Origin of the sequence: Profundicola chukchiensis, from assembly GCF_029664245.1 — a bacterium.
Taxonomy (GTDB): Bacteria; Bacteroidota; Bacteroidia; order Flavobacteriales; family Weeksellaceae; genus Profundicola; species Profundicola chukchiensis.
This window is the reverse complement of the sequence record NZ_JANAIE010000003.1, coordinates 110,999-128,340: the sequence shown is the minus strand read 5'-3', so window position 1 is coordinate 128,340 and position 17,342 is coordinate 110,999. Positions and strand designations below refer to the sequence as shown.

Here is a 17,342-nt window from a genome sequence, read left to right as displayed (position 1 = left end):
TTCATATGATTCCCTTGTTTTATATATTAATTCTTATCTATGATTTTTAATAGTGTCTTACGAAAAATGTACGCAGAATATCAATCTCCGATTAGATATTATCTAAATTTTAATGATGATTTCATCGATGTAAATCAGTTAATTTCTCGTAAGATTTCTATAGAACATGTTGGGAATCAGTGTAAATCCTGTGGTTTAGATAAGCCTATTTTTAGAATGGGTTTTTGTCAATCTTGTTTTTATACCGTTCCAGAAGCTAGCCCAAGTATCATCAATCCAGAGCTTTCTATGGCTCATTTGGGTAAAGAACAAAGAGACCTAGAATGGGAGAAAAAGTTTGAATTACAGCCACATATTGTTTATTTGGCTCTTTCGGGCGGATTAAAAGTCGGCGTTACGCGTGGTGTACAAGTTCCAACGCGTTGGATAGACCAAGGAGCTTCGAATGCTATAATTTTAGCAGAAACACCCAATCGCTACGAAGCGGGTATGATAGAGGTTTTGTTAAAAGATAGTTTAGCAGATAAAACCAATTGGCAGCGTATGCTCAAAAATCAAAACCCTGAGGTAGATTTGGTGCAAACCAAAGAGGAAGTAAGAGAAAAATTATCGGAGGAGCAGCAAGAAATGTATGTAGAGGACAACAAAATTTGGGAGTTTGAATATCCGATTGAGCATTATCCTTCAAAAGTGAAATCCTTGACCTTGGCAAAACATCCTAAAATTGAAGGTGTGTTGGCAGGTATTCGTGGACAATATTTATACTTTGAATCAGGCGAAGTATTCAACGTGAGAAACCACGAAGGACATGTGGTAGAGTTTACGGTTTAATTAAACTTAAAACTGCTTAAAAGCCTTCAAAAGCACCTAATCCGAATAAGGCAAAATCATACTTAATTGGATCCTCGGCATCCATTTGTCGTAACATAGAATCTATTTCTTCTACGGCCTTCCAATCATTTTGTTTGCGCTCTAGAATCTCTAGTTTTCTTGCGACATTTCCGGTATGAACATCAAGGGGTAAACTTAGTTTAGAAGAGGGAATATTTTTCCAAATCCCGAAATCTACACCTTGCTGATCTTGTCTTACCATCCAACGCAAAAACATGTTGATGCGTTTGGCAGAGGAGTTCTTTAATGGAGAAGAAACATGCTTGGTGGTACGTACTTCATCGGCATTAAAAAAGGCATCTCTAAAGCGATTGATAGCAAATTTGGGATTGATTTCATCTTCGTAGATAAGGAAATACTGCTCTAAGCTTTCCTCTTTTTTATACAATCTTTGTAAGGCCTGAATAAAATAAGCTAGATCAAAGGCGTTAAAAGTTCTGTGCACGAAACCATCGAACCTGTCGAGGTCTTTTTCCTGTGCATTTAAGATAAAATCATGTGGCGAATCATCCATTCTCGACATCATATCTTGCGCGCTTTTAATAATGGATTTACGGTTTCCCCAAGCAATCGTTGCGGATAGAAATGCAGCAATTTCTATGTCTTGCTTTTTACTAAATCTATGCGGAATTTGAATAGGATCGTGCTCAATAAAAAAATCTTGATTGTACTGCACAGCCTTTTCATCAAGAAATGTCTTGAGGTTTTCAATCTTAGATGTTTTCATGGAAAGTGTTTTTAATAAGCCAATTAACCAATTTTTAAAGCTCTGGTTGGCGAAATCCTTTGAATTAATAAACTAGGGATTAAAAGAACAACGGCACTAATTAAAATGCTACAAACATTAACCCAGAACACCATGCTCCAAGATAAGAATACAGGCGCTTTGTCGATGTAATAATTCTCCGGTGGCAACTGAATGATACCCCAATGTTGTTGTGCTAATAAAAGACCAATAGCAATGATGTTTCCGGCTAACATGCCTGGTAACATGATAAATACCGCGTAATTCACAAAGATTTTCTGAACTTGCCAGTTGTTAGCCCCTAAAGTTTTTAGAATACCAATGGCGTGCGTTCTTTCAAGGATAAGAATTAATAAAATCATCACCATATTAATGATGACCACAATTAACATTAAAAACAAAATGACAAAAATATTCATGTCAAAAATGTTAATCCAATCCTCTATATCAGCAAAAATATCCGTGGCAGATTCTGCAACTAAATCATAACCTATGATGTCATTTACGGAACCTTTTAAAACATTAAAATCAGCTTCAATATCCTTAGCAAAAAGCTCAAAACCACCTACTTGTTGATCTCCCCATTGATTTAATTTTTGAACTTGTCTTATGTCGCCTAAAATATATAAATCATCGAACTGAGAAATATCGGTGGTGTAAATACCAGCAATTTTAAATTTACGATAAACAGGTTTAGAATTAAATTGGTGCTCGTCTACGAAAACCATCACAAAGGTGCTGTCAATATCTAAATAGAAATTGTTAGCAATCTTTTGAGAAACAACTACTTCGTCGCTGGTTTGATCTGATTTAAAATCAGGAAATTTACCTTTGCTTAAGAATTTATCGAAACGCTCGATGTCGTAATTGGAATCTACCCCTTTGAATAAAACCCCATCAAAAGCATCTTCGGTTCTAATGATTCCACTTTTGGTGGCAATAGCTTGAATGTGCTCAATTTCTTCTAATGGAAAATTAGGATAATACTCTTTGGGTAAGTTGATACTATCAGAATTATAGGACAAATTAGAACTATAAGGGCGAATGGTGATATGCCCATTGAAGTCGGCTAATTTTTGTTTAATTTCCTTTCTTGCACCAATTCCGGTGGATAGCGTAACCAAGGCAACGATAATTCCAATCGCAACTGCCACCTGCCCAATTCTGATAATTGTGCGCGACAATTGGTTTTTGGAAGCTTTGCCCAATCCAATTTTCTTAGAAAAATACCAACTAAAACTCAATACGATCTGTAATTTGCATCATTATTGTAACTTTGAAACACAAATACAATAAACATGTTTCAAAATTCAGTCAAATATACATTATTAGTTTTTCTTTTTGCGATTTCATGTAACGCACAAGAAAATTCAAGCATAGGAATTTCTATCGACGATCAAAAGGTAGAAGTGGATCCTAAACAAAACTTAGCCAGTCGAGATAGCGAGTTTTGTCAAGTGATTTTGGCTGCAGAGCAAACTGAGAAATACATTCCCTTATTGCAAGGGCAAAAAGTGGGAGTTGTGACTAATCAAACCGGAATTATTCCTACAGAAGAGGGGGATGTTCATTTGGTAGATCATTTGATTTCTCAAGGAATTGAAGTCGTAAAAATATTTTCTCCAGAACATGGTTTCCGTGGAACTGCTGATGCGGGTGAAATCGTGAAAGATGGAAAAGATATTAAAACAGGTTTGCCGATTGTTTCACTGTATGGAAGTAACAAAAAACCTAAAGACGAACAAGTAAAGGATTTGGATGTTATTTTGTTTGACATTCAAGATGTTGGTGTTAGATTCTACACCTATATTTCGACTTTACATTATGTTATGGAATCTGCCGCAGAAAACAATAAAAAAGTTATTGTATTAGATCGTCCAAACCCTAATGCGCATTATATCGATGGACCTATGCTAGAGCCAAGCCAAAAGACATTTGTGGGTATGCATCCTGTTCCGATTGTTTATGGAATGACGATAGGAGAATACGCTCAAATGATCAATGGCGAAAAGTGGTTAGATAAAGGCGTCCAAGCTGATTTAAGCGTGATTCCTTTGCAGAATTATACCCATGAAACTCATTATGATTTACCCGTAAAACCATCGCCTAATTTACCGAATGCGCAGTCGATAAATTTATATCCAAGTATTTGCTTTTTTGAAGGAGCAAATGTGAGTGAGGGTAGAGGAACCGAAAAGCAATTCCAGGTGTATGGTTCGCCTTATTTGAAAAATATGCCGTTTAAATTTACACCTAAGCCAAACGAAGGAGCTAAAAATCCACAGTTTAATGGGGAGGTATGTTATGGTGAAGATTTAAGTCAAGTTGAACCTTTATCAGAAGTTAGTTTAAAATGGTTGATTAAAGCTTATAAAAACAATACGAAACAACCTTTCTTTACTAAAAACTCAGGTGCTTTCTGGATTGATAAATTAGCTGGTACGGCTGATTTAAGACACCAAATTGAAAAAGGATGGACCGAAGAGCAAATTAAAGCTACTTGGCAAGATGGATTAGAGAAATTCAAGAAAACTAGAGCTAAGTATTTAATTTATAAATAAATAAAAATTGCATCTAAAAACGAAACCCTGGAATTATCCAGGGTTTTATAAGTTTATACAAATTTTAAAACCAAACCTATGTCACAAGAATTAGATAAAAGCATCGCGAACGCCAAAGAAATGAACTTAAAACTTGAACAAGCTGAAAAAGATTTAGCTTATATGGAAGAATTTCTAGAGCGTTTTCCTGAGATTAAAGAAAATATAAAAGCCCTCGAAAAGTATTATTTCGATACCAGAGAATGGATGCAAGACCGCGAACGTATCCTCGAAGAAGATCCAGATTATAGACTAGGAATCTTAAGCGAAGACGGCGTTTTCAACGTTCATGTGGGCATTTATCAAGCCGTAAAGCAAATGATCAAGGAAGGTGCTTTATATATTACCGAGTAGATTAGGATTTAATCCCAACTCGCTTCAATAAAGCATCTTGCTGAGGTTCTCTTCCTCTAAAATTCTTATATAAAACCATTGGGTCAACCGTTCCTCCAGAGCTTAATAAAGTTTTAAACTTATCCGCTGTGGCTTTATCAAAAATTCCATTTTGTTTAAAGTAATCAAAAGCATCAGCGTCTAAAACTTCTGCCCATTTATAAGAATAATACCCAGAAGAATAACCACCTTGGAAAATATGTGAAAAGGCGGTACTCATATTGGTTCCTTCCACTTTAGGATAAACTTGAGTGCCTTCAAATGCTTTTACTTCATAAGCATCTACATCTTCTATATCACTAATTTCTACGGCGTGCCAAGCCATATCCAGTTTACCAAAACTGATTTGTCTAGACATTTGATAGCCTTCTAAGAATTGTGCTGCAGCTATAATTTTATCGATTAAGGCTTGAGGAATCACTTCGCCAGTTTCGTAATGTTTAGCGAATAAAGCCAAAGCCTCTGGTTCGTAGCAATAATTTTCCATGAACTGAGAAGGTAATTCTACGAAATCCCAAGAAACTTGAGTCCCTGCAAGTGCCTCATATTGCGTGTTGGCAAGTAAACCATGCAATGCATGCCCAAACTCATGAAATAGCGTTGTAAGCTCATTAAACGTCAATAAAGATGGCTTATCTTTAGTTGGCTGAGTGAAATTACAAACAATAGAAATCTGTGGAATCTTATGAACGCCGTTCATTTTTGATCCATTTCTGTAGTTGGTCATCCAAGCGCCCGCACGTTTTCCTTCGCGTGGAAAGAAATCTGTATAGAAAATTCCAATAGTTTCGTTGGAACTGTCTTTAACTTCAAAAACCTTTACATCTGGATGATAGGTTTCAATTTGTTGATTCGGTACAAATGAAATATCATAAAGCCTTTGAGCAATGCTAAAAGCGCCTTGCAAAACAGCATTTAATTCGAAATAAGGTTTTAATTCCTCATCGCTTAAATCAAATTGCTCTTTTTTAACTTTTTCTGCATAGTAGGCGTGATCCCACGGCATTAATTCTTTAATTCCATCGGTTTTTTCTGCATATTCAGCCAAAGATTGAATGTCTTTCTTCGCGAATTCAATCGATTGCTCCAATAAATCATTTAAGAAATCAAGAACTTTCTGTGGAGATTTAGCCATTCGCTCTTCTAATACAAAATCAGCATGAGTTTTATAGCCTAGCAATTGAGCTCTTTGGTATCTCAAACTCACAATTTCTTTTATGATGTTTTCATTGTTACGTTCGTTATCTTGAAAAGCCTTTGCTCCGCTTGCTTTGTATAACTTCTCTCGTAATTCTCTTTGGTCTGCAAATTTTTGGAATGCTAAATAGCTCGGCATGTGAAGCGTAAAAACCCAACCTTCTAAACCTCTTTTTTCGGCTTCTTGTTGCGCCATATCCATTGCATAATCAGGTAAACCAGCTAAATCTGCTTGATTGGTGATATGCAGTTGGTAATCATTGGTTTCAGCTAAAACGTTTTCTCCGAATTGAAGACTTAATTTAGAAAGCTTTTTATCGATTTCTCTTAAGGTCGTTTTATCTTCTTCAGAAAGATTAGCGCCGTTTCTCGTAAATCTTCTAAATGTTTTTCTTAATAATTCTTGCTGTTCTTCATTTAAATTAAAGCTCTCTTTATGGTCATAAACGGACTTAATTCTACTGAATAAGTTTTCGTTTAAAACAATATCATTCGAAAATTCTGAAAGCAATGGCGAAACCTCTTGAGCCGTTTTTTGAATCTCTTTGTTGGTTTCGGCAGAATTTAAATTAAAGAATATAGAGGTAATTCTATCTAATTTTTCACCACTTAATGTTAAGGCTTCAATGGTATTTTCAAAACTTGGCGATGCTGTGTTGTCAACAATAGCCTTAATTTCTTCTTTAGCTTCTTCAATGGCTTTTTCTATCGCTGGTTTAAAGTCAGCCGTAGAAAATTTTGAAAAAGGTGGAGTTTGAAATGGTGTTGAAAATGGTTGATCTAATAGTGGATTCATAATTTTTTAGAATAGAAAATGAATTGGATGATATCCAATAAGATTAAATTAATAAGAATGGTTTGATTTATTCGAAGTCGCTTTCCTTGCTAAAAATAAAGCCGATAAGCTTAAATAGCCAGTAGCCACCGAACATACCTAATCCAATCAAAAAGGTTTGCATTCCTTGTGGGAATGTTAAGAAAGCTCCGACTAATCCTCCGAGCGTAATCAAAAAGGCTAAAATGATATAGGCTGTAACAAAATTGTTCCAAGCATTGCCTTTTTTGAACTTAAACCAAAGAAAAGCAGAGTAGAACAAATATGCTAACATAGACACCGACGAACTCACCCAAATAATGGTTCCTAAATTTTTCGTTCCAGTCCAAGTTGAAGTTACTGCTAATACCAAACCAATGAAAAATAAAATCACTGTGGCTACAATCCAAACCAGCGAAAACGAAATGTTTTTTGATTTAAGCATCGATATGTCCTAATTTTTTAATTTTTGCATGGTCAAGAATTTTAATTCTTCTTCCATCTACTTCAATAAGTTCATCGTTTTTGAACTCACTGATCAAGCGAATAGCTGACTCTGTTGCGGTACCAATCAGATTGGCCATTTCTTCTCTAGTAAGTGCGATTCTAATGAAATCGTCGTCATCTACACCCAATGTGTTTTCAAGGGTGATAAGTACCTCTGCCAATCTCTCGCGAACTGTTTTTTGCGCTAAAATAGTAATGGTGTCTGCTGCATCTCCTAATTGTCTCGAAATTAATTTCAACATTTCGAAACCCATTTTAGAGTTTTCTGCTAGCATTCTAAGGAAATATTTCTCTGGAATATATTCTAATTCCATATCCTCAATCGCCATGGCCGATGCTCCAATCGCCTCACCCGACAAAATTGAACGATAACCTAATAAGTCACCTTTCTTACAAAATCGAATAATTTGTTCTTTTCCGGTGAATCCAACTTTGAATAATTTGGCGGTTCCTGATTTAACCAAAAATACACCATTAGCCGAATGCCCTTCTTCTATAATCAGTTCACCTTTTTTAGGAGATAAGGTTTTCTTTTCTGATTGAAGTGCTTGAATTTCAGCGGGTGTAAAGATGCTTAAACTTTCTGCATCGTTGAAATAATTATATAGTATTGAAAAGTCGTTTAATAACTCTGGCATAAAATGATATTTATCACACAAATGTACAAATATCTGCGTAATTTTGCATTATGAACCAAAGTTGCTACCATTGTGGTCAGGAATGCGATTCGGAATTAATTAAATTCGACGAGAAAGCCTTCTGTTGTCATGGATGTAAGACGGTTTATGAAATACTAAATCAGAATCAGCTTACAGATTTTTATGAACTAAATAAAAGTCCTGGGATTCAACCTGATAAGAAATCAGATATTCAATTTCAATTTTTGGACACACCAGAAATCTTTGAAAAAGTAATTGATTTTAATGATGGAGGAATCGCTAAAGTTACTTTCAATGTTCCCGTAATACATTGTAGTTCTTGTGTTTGGGTGTTGGAGAGTTTAGATGAGATTAATCCATATATCAGCTATTCGGTGGTGGACTTTGTTCAACGAAAAGTACAGATTACCTATAATTCAGATGAAATGAAGTTGAGCGAGGTGGCTCAATTCTTAGCTGATTTAGGTTATAAACCAGTCATAAATCTGAGTTCTACCGAAAAAGTTGAGAAAAAGCACGATCGTGAACTATTGTTGCAATTAGTTATTGCTGGTTTCGCCTTTGGTAATATTATGCTTTTCTCTTTCCCAGAATATATTGACGAAGATGCTTGGTTTGAATTTAACCAAGGATTCACGCGTTGGTTTATGTTTGGCTTGTCTGTGCCAGTGGTTTTCTATTCTGCCCAGAGTTATATGCTTTCGGCCTATAATGCGATTAAGAACAAACGAATTAATATTGATATTCCGATTGCCATTGGTATTTTAGTTTTATTCTTCAGAAGTACATGGGATATTGCTACAGAATTTGGACCAGGATATTTCGACAGTTTAGCTGGATTGGTGTTCTTTATGTTGATTGGTAAATGGTTTCAGCGCAGAACTTATCAGAGTTTAGCTTTTGATAGAGATTATAAATCATTTTACCCTATTGCTGTAACTAAAATCAATGGAGATAGCTATGAAAATATTTTGCTATCTGATCTTAAGAAAGGAGATAGAATCTTATTAAGAGATGAAGAAATTCTTCCTGCGGATGCCATCTTAATGAAAGGGGAGGCAAGAATCGACAATAGTTTTGTGACGGGAGAATCTAAATTAATATCCAAAAATATTGGAGATAAAATCTATGCAGGTGGTAAACAAAGTGGTGCTGCTGTTGAATTAGAAGTAATAGAAGAATTAAACCAAAGTTATCTGACAAGTCTTTGGAATTCAGAAGCTTTCTCTAAAGAAGAAACGCATTTTGATACGCTTGTAAATCAAGTGAGTAGATATTTTGTTTGGGTAATTCTTGGAATTGCAATTGTATCGGGAGTTTATTGGTATTTTGAGGATGTTACTAAAATGTTTCAAGTTGTAACAGCGATTTTAATTATTGCTTGTCCTTGTGCATTAGCTATTTCGGCGCCTTTTACATTAGGAAATGTGATGCGAATTTTGGGTAGAAAGAAATTCTATGTGAAAGATGCGCATACAATTGAGAATTTAGCTAAAATTGATACCATAGTTTTTGATAAAACCGGAACTATCACCGAGTCCCAAAATACTTCGGTAGACTATATCGGGAAAGAATTGACGGAAGAAGAAAAAGCGGCAGTCTATTCTGTTGTTCATCAATCTAACCACCCATTGAGCCGAGTGCTTCAAATGGAATTAAGCGACCAAAAAGCCGTTGAAATCAAAGATTATCAGCAATTAAAAGGTAAAGGTCAACAAGCTTATGTAGCAGGCAAATTGGTTCAAGTAGGAAGTCGAAACTGGTTAGGTGTTGAAAGCGATGCTCAGATTAATCAAACCGAAGTTTGGATTCAAATAGAGGGTGAAGTTAAAGGTAGATTTGTATTTAATAATAAGTATAGACGAGGCTTGAACAATACGATAGAAGAATTAAATGAATTTGATCTAAGTGTTTTATCAGGTGATAATGCTTCAGAAAAAGCAAATTTACAAGAGATTTTCCCAGAGAAAACGGCTTTAAACTTTAATCAATCGCCACAAGCAAAGCTGGAATATATTCAATCGCTTCAAGTGAAAGAAGACAAAAAAGTGATGATGATTGGTGATGGATTAAATGATGCAGGAGCCTTAAAGCAAAGTAATGTTGGAGTGGCAGTGGCAGAGGATATGAATAGTTTCTCGCCGTCTTGTGATGCTATTTTAGGAAGTGATTCTTTCTCTTTGTTACCTAAGTTTATAAAAATGAGTAAGAGAGGAACCAAGTTGGTTAAAACTGCCTTTGTTATTAGTTTTATGTACAACGTAATTGGTCTTTCATTTGCCGTAACAGGTAATCTAGAACCCGTTGTAGCAGCTATTTTAATGCCGATTAGTTCCATTTCAATTGTATCATTTGCTACCTTGAGTACTTGGATAAGTTCCTACTTTATTTTCAAAGAAAAAGTATGATGCTAATTTAGTTTGAAACTAATTTATCTGTAGTTTAGTCAATTATTAATTTTATTTAAGGAGGTTTGTTGCTTCAAACTTTTCCTTTTTATAGCTTTGCTTTAAAATCCACAACTATGCAATTATCTCCACGACTGCAAAACTTAAAACCATCTGCTACTATAGCAATGTCTGTTAAAGCCAGAGAATTGAAGGCTGAAGGAAGAGACATCATTAGTTTAAGTTTAGGAGAGCCAGATTTCGAAACGCCTGATTTTATTAAGGAGGCGGCGATTCAAGCTATTAAAGAAAACTATAACCAATACACCCCAGTGGGAGGTTATCTTGAATTGAAGGAAGCGATTTCTAAAAAGTTTAAAAGAGATAACAATCTTGATTATAAACCATCTCAAATTGTGGTTTCAACGGGTGCTAAGCAGTCGATTTTCAATATTATCCAATGTATGGTGAGTGAAGGTGATGAGGTTATTTTGCCTTCTCCTTATTGGGTAAGTTATGCTGATATGGTGACTTTAGCTGGGGCAACGGTTAAGGAGTTTAGAACTGGATATGAGCAGGATTTTAAAATGACACCTCAACAATTAGAGGAAGCGATTACGCCTAAATCGAAAATCCTTTTGTATAGTTCACCTTGTAATCCAAGTGGAAGTGTTTACTCAAGAGAAGAATTAGCCGAAATAGCTAAAGTTGTGGCAAAGCATCCAAATCTATTGGTTATTTCTGATGAGATTTATGAGCACATTACTTTTGACCAGGAACCAGTAAGTATTGCTTCTTTCCCAGAGATTTATGATCAAGTAGCAACCGTAAATGGTTTAGCTAAAGGATTTGCCATGACTGGATGGAGAATTGGTTATATGGGCGCTCCAGAATGGTTAGCAAAAGCTTGTGAAGTATTCCAAGGGCAAGTTACATCGGGAACCAATTCGATTGCACAAAGAGCAGCTATTACTGCTATGGAAGCTGATCCTAGCGAAATTAAATACATGACAGAGGCATTCCACAAAAGAAGGGATATCGTTATAGAATTGGCAAGAGAAATTGAAGGATTTGATGTTTCAGTTCCTCAAGGAGCATTTTACATTTTCCCAGATGTTTCTAAACTTTTCGGAAAAACATTGCAAGGTGTCGAAATCAATACTGCTAATGACTTGGCGATGTATTTATTAGAATATGCCAATGTTGCAACAGTTTCTGGTGAGTCATTTGGTTCAAAAAATTGTATCCGACTTTCCTATGCAGCTTCAGATAAAGAATTGAGAGAAGCATTTAGAAGAATTAAGGAAGCAATCAATAATTACTGCTAAATTTAATTTAAACATTTGAGATTTAGTGATATAGAGGTTTTGTCAAGCTTCTATAGTATTTCTTGTGGATTTCTGTTAAACTCATGGAATATCTATGATTTTATATAGAAAAAGCATGAGAATTATATATATTCTAAAATTAATCTTGAAATAGATTGTAAAGAAAAGCTTATGATTTTAATATTTTGCTATATTTGAAAGTTGTGAATAAGACTATGAAACAAACTTTCTTATATTTTTTCTGTTTTTTTACATTACAAACAGGTTTTGGACAGGAATTTACTTTAGATGATTTATTCAGGTTTGAGTATTATCCAAATGCCGTTCAAGGTGGAGCCTCTATGCTAGATGGCGAACATTTTACCTTGCTTTCAGATACAGGAATAGAAAAATACAGTTATAAGACTTTCCAGAAAGTCGATCAGATAAAAAATGGAAGATTCACCGATTATTTTTTTAATGCCGATGAATCTTATTTGTTTTTAGAAACCAAGTCAGAACCTATTTTCCGTAGGTCAAAAAGATCTGTTTATACTTTATACAACCTTAAAACCAAAGAGGAAACAAAGTTGTTTGACGGAAAAATGATTCAAGAGCCAACACTTTCGCCGGATGGTAAGAAAGTGGCATTCGTTTTTGAGAATAACTTATATTTTCAAGATATCGCAACTCAAAAAGTAAGTCAAATTACAAGCGATGGTTCGGCAGGTGAAATCATTAATGGGGTTACAGATTGGGTGTACGAAGAAGAGTTTTCCTTTGTAAGAGCCTTTGATTGGAGTGCAGATAGTAACACAATTGCCTTTATTAGATTTGATGAATCTCATGTGCCAGAAATTGGAATTGATATTTATGGAAACGATCAGGCACTTTATCCTTCTCAATTAAAATTTAAATATCCAAAAGCGGGTGAGAAAAATTCACTGGTTGAGGTTAAGTTATATGATTTAAAATCTAATAAGACCAAAACATTAGACTTATCTGAGTATTCAGATTTCTATATTCCAAGAATTCAGTTTAGTAAAAAAGCTGATGAATTAGCCTTAGTGGTTTCTAATCGTCATCAGAATAAATTAGATGTTTACTTGGTGAATACGACAAGTTTAGAGAAAAAGAAACTGTTTACAGAAACGGATAAAGCTTGGATTGACACAGATAATTTAACTTTAGATTTCTTGGATGATAATTCATTCTTATGGAATTCTGAGCGTGATGGATATCGACATATTTATCATTATTCAGATAAAGGAAAATTAATCAATCAGGTTACTAAAGGGAAATGGGAGGTTACTGAATTCTATGGATATAGTCCTGAGAATAAAAGAATTTATTTTCAATCTACTGAGCCTGGAAGCATGAACCGTGGTGTTTATTCAATTGGAATCAACGGAAAGAGAAAACAAACTTTAGCTGATAAACCAGGAATGAACAGTGCTAACTTTAGCCACAGTTTTGCCTACTTTATTTTAACGCACGACCAAGCCAACACTGTTCCTACTTATAGTTTAGCGAATGGTAAAAATGGAAATATCTTGACGGTTTTAGAAGATAATGCACGTGCAAAAGCTTATTGGGAACAGAAAAATCCTGCACCAAAAGTATTTAGTGAAATCGACATCAATGGTGTGAAGTTGAACTCTTATATGATCAAACCAAAAGACTTTGATCCTAACAAAGAGTATCCATTGTTCATGTATTTATACGGTGGACCTGGTTCTCAACAAGCAACCAATCGTGCCGATACATTTAATTATTGGTGGTTCCAAGTCTTAGCAGACGCAGGTTATGTAGTGGTTTGTGTAGACAATAGAGGAACAGGTGGAAAAGGAGCTGAGTTTAAAAAAGTTACTTATAAAAACTTAGGTCACTACGAGATCGAAGACCAAATGGCGGCTGCTAAATACTATGGATCATTGCCATTTATAGATAAAGATAGAATTGGAATGTTTGGTTGGAGCTTCGGAGGTTATATGACATCATTAGCCATGACAAAAGGTGCGGATATTTTCAAAATGGGAATTGCTGTAGCACCTGTTACCAACTGGAAATATTATGATACGGTTTACACCGAGAGATTCCTACAGACGCCACAGGAAAATGAAAGTGGTTATAATGATAACTCACCGATTAATTATGTGGATTTAATGAAAGGAAATTTCTTAATGATTCACGGAACTGCAGATGATAATGTACATGTACAAAATGCAATGCAGTTTGCAGAGGCTTTAATTCAGGCCAACAAAGAATTTGAATACATGGTTTATCCTGACAAGAATCACGGGATATTCGGTGGCAACACAAGACGTCATTTGTACAATAAAATGACGAAATTTATTAAAGAGAATTTATAAAAAAGATAGATTATGAGCGAAGAAAAAGATCCGCAATTAATAGCGCATCTCGCTAAAAGGGGCGTAGATGATAAAATGGTAATGGGCCACCCAGCTGGTTTATTCGTATTGTTCTTTACAGAGATGTGGGAACGCTTCAGCTACTATGGTATGCGTGCGCTTTTGGTGATTTTCCTGGTAGGAGAATTGACTACAGGTGGTTGGGAATGGTCTCGTCAAGATGCAATGAACTTGTTCGGGCTTTATACCATGTTTGTTTACTTTACACCTTTGCTAGGGGGAATTATTGCCGATAAATTAACTGGTTTCAAGAAAGCTATTATTATTGGTGCTTTATTAATGACGCTAGGACATGGCTCTATGGCGCTCGAGGGCATTCATCAATATTTCTTCTATCTAGGTCTTATCTTGATGATTTTAGGTAATGGTATGTTTAAACCTAATATCTCTTCCATGGTGGGGCAACTATACCCTGACAATAGTACCAAGAAAGATGCGGGATATACTATTTTCTACATGGGTATTAATGCAGGTGCATTCTTAGGGATGTTGTTATGTGGATATATCGGAGAGAAAATCGGATGGCACTATGGATTTGGTTTAGCAGGTGTATTTATGTTCTTCGGTATGTTGCAGTTCTATTTCGCAACAAAATTATTCGGAGTTATTGGAGAGTCTCCAGAAGAAACTAAGCAAGGTTTAGCAGCAGGTAAGGAAGCAGAAGAGGAGGACACAACTCCAGCAAACGTAAGAAGAGATCGTTTGATCGTAGTAGGTGTTTTAATGTTCTTTAGTATTTTCTTCTTCTTATCATTTGAGCAAGCAGGAGGGTCAATGACGATTTTTGCACAGGATTATACTCAGAGAGTTTTAGAAGGTAATACAGGAATTACATTTAAATGGGTAGATGCATTGCTTACTTTATTCCCATTGGTGATTGTGACTTATGTTTTATGGTCTTTAGGGAAACAGATTTATGCTAAATATCCAACGACGATTTTATTTACAGCAATTTCATTTGCGATTGTATGGGGATTAGGTGTTTGGAAGATTGGTAGAGAATTTAGTGTAGAGGAAACAGAAGTTACGGTTTCTTGGTTCCAAATCTTGAACTCTTTCTTCATTATTACATTGGCATCTGCCTTTAGTAAAATGTGGGAGAAAGTATGGAATCCAGTTGGACCGATTAAGTTCGCTTTAGGATTAATTTTAGTAGGTGTTGGATTCGCTGTATTAGCTTTCGGAGCAAAAGATATTCCTCAAGGAGCAGCAACAGCATCTGTGAGCATGATTTGGTTGATTTTAGCTTACTTCTTCCACACAACAGGAGAATTATGTCTATCGCCAGTAGGATTGTCTTACGTATCTAAATTATCACCTAAAAAATTATTAGGTTTAATCTTCGGATTGTGGTTTACAGCTTCGGCGATTGCTAACGGTTTAGCACAATTCTTAGGAGGTTATATTGATCAGATTGTAGCAGAGCATTCAATGACTTATTTCTTTGGTATTTTCGCAGTATTACCAGCATCGGCAGGTCTTGTGTTGATTCTACTATCACCGAAATTAAAGAAAATGATGCACGGTATTCATTAATTTGAAACCACTAAAAACAATAATCTGATTTATATAAAATTGGAAAACTTTAAGGGAAGATTCCAAAGCTAATTTGGAATCTTTTCTGTTTTAAATAACATATTGACAAATAATTAAAGTCGTTAAATATAAATTGACATGGAAGAAAAAAGATCTTTTATAGATACAGTCAAATCGCTCAACAAAACATTCTGGTTAGCCAGCATCATGGAGTTGATGGAGCGTTGGGCTTGGTATGGTATTTTTACCTTATTTGGGCTTTATTTAGTAGGTTCTACCGATGAAGGCGCTCTTGGGTTGAACCATATAGAGAAAGGTAAAATCATGGGTGATATTACCGCAATTCTTTACCTTTTACCCGTATTTTTTGGTGTAATCGCCGATAGAATTGGATACAAACTTTCTTTGGGAATAGCTTACGTTATTATGATTGTCGGCTATTATTTAATGGGGGAAGTCAACACTTTCTGGATGATGTACATGGCGTTCTTATTCGTAGCAATTGGTGCAGCTTTCTTTAAGCCAGTTGCTTCAGCTATTGTGGCTAGAAACACAGACGACACAACAGGAACCTTAGGATTTGGTATTTTCTATATGATGGTGAATATCGGTGGATTCTTAGGTCCGGTAATGTCATCTTCTTTAAGAACCCAATACGGTTGGAGAATTATTTTTATTCAGGCGGCTTGTGTGATTACGATTAATCTTTTGATTTTACTTTTCTTTTATAAAGAGAAAAAAGAAGAGAATACAGCGCCTAAAGAATCATTAGGTAAAGCATTAAAAGATTCAGTTTTAAATATTTTTACTGCGCTTAAAGATATTCGTTTAGGAATTTTACTATTGTTAATGGTTTGTTTCTGGACTATGTTTAATCAATTGTTTTATACGCTACCTAACTTTATCGATGATTGGGTAGACTCTAGACAAATCAGTGATTGGTTAAATACGAATGCTCCACTCTTAGGAAAACATATGACACAAGGTGGTTTGGTAAAAGCGGAATGGTTTACCCAAATTGATTCATTTATGATCATTATTTTCCAAATGACGGTATCTTTCTTTGTAACCAAAATGCGTCACATTAATGCTGTTATTAGAGGTGCTATTATCGCTTCTATTGGGGTTGGATTAACTTTTTATACCAATAATCCATTCTATACCATTTTAGGAACCATGATCTTCGCTATTGGGGAAATGATGTCGAGCCCAACAGTTTCATCTTTTATTGCGTTGATTACACCTAAAGGTAAAGAAGGTTTATACCAAGGAACTTACTTTTTGCCAGTTGCTTTAGGTAACTATTTTTCTGGTTTAATTGCAGGAGATTTATATCAAGCGTGGTCAGATAAGTTGAGCTTGCTTCAAAAAGAAATGACTCAGCGAAAAATTGATATGCCAGAGGTGGTGTCTAACACAGAATTTATTGAATCTGGATCCAAAGCATTGGGTATGAGTATTACAGATTTCGAGAATCAGTTTGACCTAAAGGCAGAAAAGGTTGATTGGGATGTAGCAATTAGTTCTTTCAATGAATTTGCGGCAAATAAAGGCGCAGATATTTCTATGGTTAAAACTCCTTTCTCTAAGAATGATTATTTTGCTTTAGCTGAGCAGAAGTTAAACTTAGATCATTGGGAAATGGTGAATATGCTTTGGGAAAACTACAATCCAAACAAAATTTGGTATGTCGTATTTGGAATAGGTGTTTTCTCTGTCATTACTTTAACCTTGTATGACTATCTGATTATTCGTCCGCGAGAGAAAAAAATAGCTGAATAAGCTATATTTCTAATAAGATTGAAAGCCTACTTCTAAAAAGTAGGCTTTTTTTATAATTATAAACTCAAAAACGAAAAATATCCAATTCCAAT

The 17,342-nt window shown here is 35.2% G+C and carries 13 protein-coding genes; 8 read left to right on the top strand and 5 right to left on the bottom strand.

Going from position 1 to position 17,342, the window contains the following annotated elements:
* Positions 1-39: 39 nt before the first annotated feature.
* Positions 40-831: a DUF2797 domain-containing protein gene (locus NLM59_RS04950; protein ID WP_304416642.1), complete on the top strand. Its 792-nt coding sequence runs from the start codon at positions 40-42 to the stop codon at positions 829-831.
* Positions 832-847: 16 nt separating this feature from the next.
* On the opposite strand, the gene NLM59_RS04945 is transcribed toward NLM59_RS04950, so the two are convergent.
* Together NLM59_RS04945 and NLM59_RS04940 are read right to left on the bottom strand one after the other, a co-directional pair.
* Complete coding sequence (locus tag NLM59_RS04945; RefSeq protein WP_304416641.1) at positions 848-1,618, bottom strand: TIGR02757 family protein; 771 nt, start codon at positions 1,616-1,618, stop codon at positions 848-850.
* A 23-nt stretch (positions 1,619-1,641) separates the two neighbouring features.
* Complete coding sequence (locus NLM59_RS04940) at positions 1,642-2,880, bottom strand: ABC transporter permease (RefSeq protein ID WP_304416640.1); 1,239 nt, start codon at positions 2,878-2,880, stop codon at positions 1,642-1,644.
* 54 nt (positions 2,881-2,934) lie between these two features.
* Between NLM59_RS04940 and NLM59_RS04935 the strand changes: the two genes are divergently transcribed.
* The gene (locus NLM59_RS04935) at positions 2,935-4,197 is read left to right on the top strand and encodes an exo-beta-N-acetylmuramidase NamZ family protein (protein ID WP_304416639.1); all 1,263 of its coding nucleotides are present in this window, start codon (positions 2,935-2,937) and stop codon (positions 4,195-4,197) included.
* 78 nt (positions 4,198-4,275) lie between these two features.
* Entirely contained in the window at positions 4,276-4,590 is a 315-nt protein-coding gene (locus NLM59_RS04930; protein ID WP_304416638.1) for a DUF4298 domain-containing protein, read from the top strand.
* A gap of 1 nt (position 4,591) precedes the next feature.
* Here the strand turns inward: NLM59_RS04930 and NLM59_RS04925 are convergent, their stop codons facing one another.
* The 3 genes from NLM59_RS04925 to NLM59_RS04915 form a co-directional block, all read right to left on the bottom strand.
* Positions 4,592-6,622, bottom strand: a complete 2,031-nt coding sequence (locus NLM59_RS04925) for a M3 family metallopeptidase (RefSeq protein ID WP_304416637.1) — start codon at positions 6,620-6,622, stop codon at positions 4,592-4,594.
* 67 nt (positions 6,623-6,689) lie between these two features.
* A complete protein-coding gene (locus NLM59_RS04920; RefSeq protein WP_304416636.1) occupies positions 6,690-7,085 on the bottom strand; it encodes a hypothetical protein in 396 nt (131 codons plus the stop codon).
* Positions 7,078-7,785 (bottom strand): Crp/Fnr family transcriptional regulator, encoded by a 708-nt coding sequence (locus tag NLM59_RS04915; RefSeq protein ID WP_304416635.1) that lies wholly within the window; start codon positions 7,783-7,785, stop codon positions 7,078-7,080. The genes NLM59_RS04920 and NLM59_RS04915 overlap by 8 nt, the downstream gene beginning before the upstream one ends.
* Before the next feature lie 50 nt (positions 7,786-7,835).
* On the opposite strand from NLM59_RS04915, the gene NLM59_RS04910 reads away from it, so the two are divergent.
* The 5 genes from NLM59_RS04910 to NLM59_RS04890 all read left to right on the top strand — a co-directional run bounded on the left by NLM59_RS04910 (position 7,836) and on the right by NLM59_RS04890 (position 17,250).
* Positions 7,836-10,214, top strand: a complete 2,379-nt coding sequence (locus NLM59_RS04910) for a heavy metal translocating P-type ATPase (RefSeq protein WP_304416634.1) — start codon at positions 7,836-7,838, stop codon at positions 10,212-10,214.
* 116 nt (positions 10,215-10,330) lie between these two features.
* Positions 10,331-11,521, top strand: a complete 1,191-nt coding sequence (locus NLM59_RS04905; protein ID WP_304416633.1) for a pyridoxal phosphate-dependent aminotransferase — start codon at positions 10,331-10,333, stop codon at positions 11,519-11,521.
* Between the two features lie 215 nt (positions 11,522-11,736).
* The gene (locus NLM59_RS04900) at positions 11,737-13,872 is read left to right on the top strand and encodes a S9 family peptidase (protein ID WP_304416632.1); all 2,136 of its coding nucleotides are present in this window, start codon (positions 11,737-11,739) and stop codon (positions 13,870-13,872) included.
* Positions 13,873-13,884: 12 nt separating this feature from the next.
* A complete protein-coding gene (locus tag NLM59_RS04895; protein ID WP_304416631.1) occupies positions 13,885-15,468 on the top strand; it encodes a peptide MFS transporter in 1,584 nt (527 codons plus the stop codon).
* Between the two features lie 138 nt (positions 15,469-15,606).
* Complete coding sequence (locus tag NLM59_RS04890) at positions 15,607-17,250, top strand: MFS transporter (RefSeq protein WP_304416630.1); 1,644 nt, start codon at positions 15,607-15,609, stop codon at positions 17,248-17,250.
* The last annotated feature ends 92 nt before the right edge of the window (positions 17,251-17,342 follow it).

Bases quoted from the DNA above. Each gene is read 5' to 3' on its own strand.
- NLM59_RS04950 (WP_304416642.1), top strand. From the start codon at position 40: ATGATTTTTAATAGTGTCTTACGAAAAATGTACGCAGAATATCAATCT.
- NLM59_RS04945 (WP_304416641.1), bottom strand. From the start codon at position 1,618: ATGAAAACATCTAAGATTGAAAACCTCAAGACATTTCTTGATGAAAAG.
- NLM59_RS04935 (WP_304416639.1), top strand. From the start codon at position 2,935: ATGTTTCAAAATTCAGTCAAATATACATTATTAGTTTTTCTTTTTGCG.
- NLM59_RS04930 (WP_304416638.1), top strand. From the start codon at position 4,276: ATGTCACAAGAATTAGATAAAAGCATCGCGAACGCCAAAGAAATGAAC.
- NLM59_RS04925 (WP_304416637.1), bottom strand. From the start codon at position 6,622: ATGAATCCACTATTAGATCAACCATTTTCAACACCATTTCAAACTCCA.
- NLM59_RS04920 (WP_304416636.1), bottom strand. From the start codon at position 7,085: ATGCTTAAATCAAAAAACATTTCGTTTTCGCTGGTTTGGATTGTAGCC.
- NLM59_RS04915 (WP_304416635.1), bottom strand. From the start codon at position 7,785: ATGCCAGAGTTATTAAACGACTTTTCAATACTATATAATTATTTCAAC.
- NLM59_RS04910 (WP_304416634.1), top strand. From the start codon at position 7,836: ATGAACCAAAGTTGCTACCATTGTGGTCAGGAATGCGATTCGGAATTA.
- NLM59_RS04905 (WP_304416633.1), top strand. From the start codon at position 10,331: ATGCAATTATCTCCACGACTGCAAAACTTAAAACCATCTGCTACTATA.
- NLM59_RS04900 (WP_304416632.1), top strand. From the start codon at position 11,737: ATGAAACAAACTTTCTTATATTTTTTCTGTTTTTTTACATTACAAACA.
- NLM59_RS04895 (WP_304416631.1), top strand. From the start codon at position 13,885: ATGAGCGAAGAAAAAGATCCGCAATTAATAGCGCATCTCGCTAAAAGG.
- NLM59_RS04890 (WP_304416630.1), top strand. From the start codon at position 15,607: ATGGAAGAAAAAAGATCTTTTATAGATACAGTCAAATCGCTCAACAAA.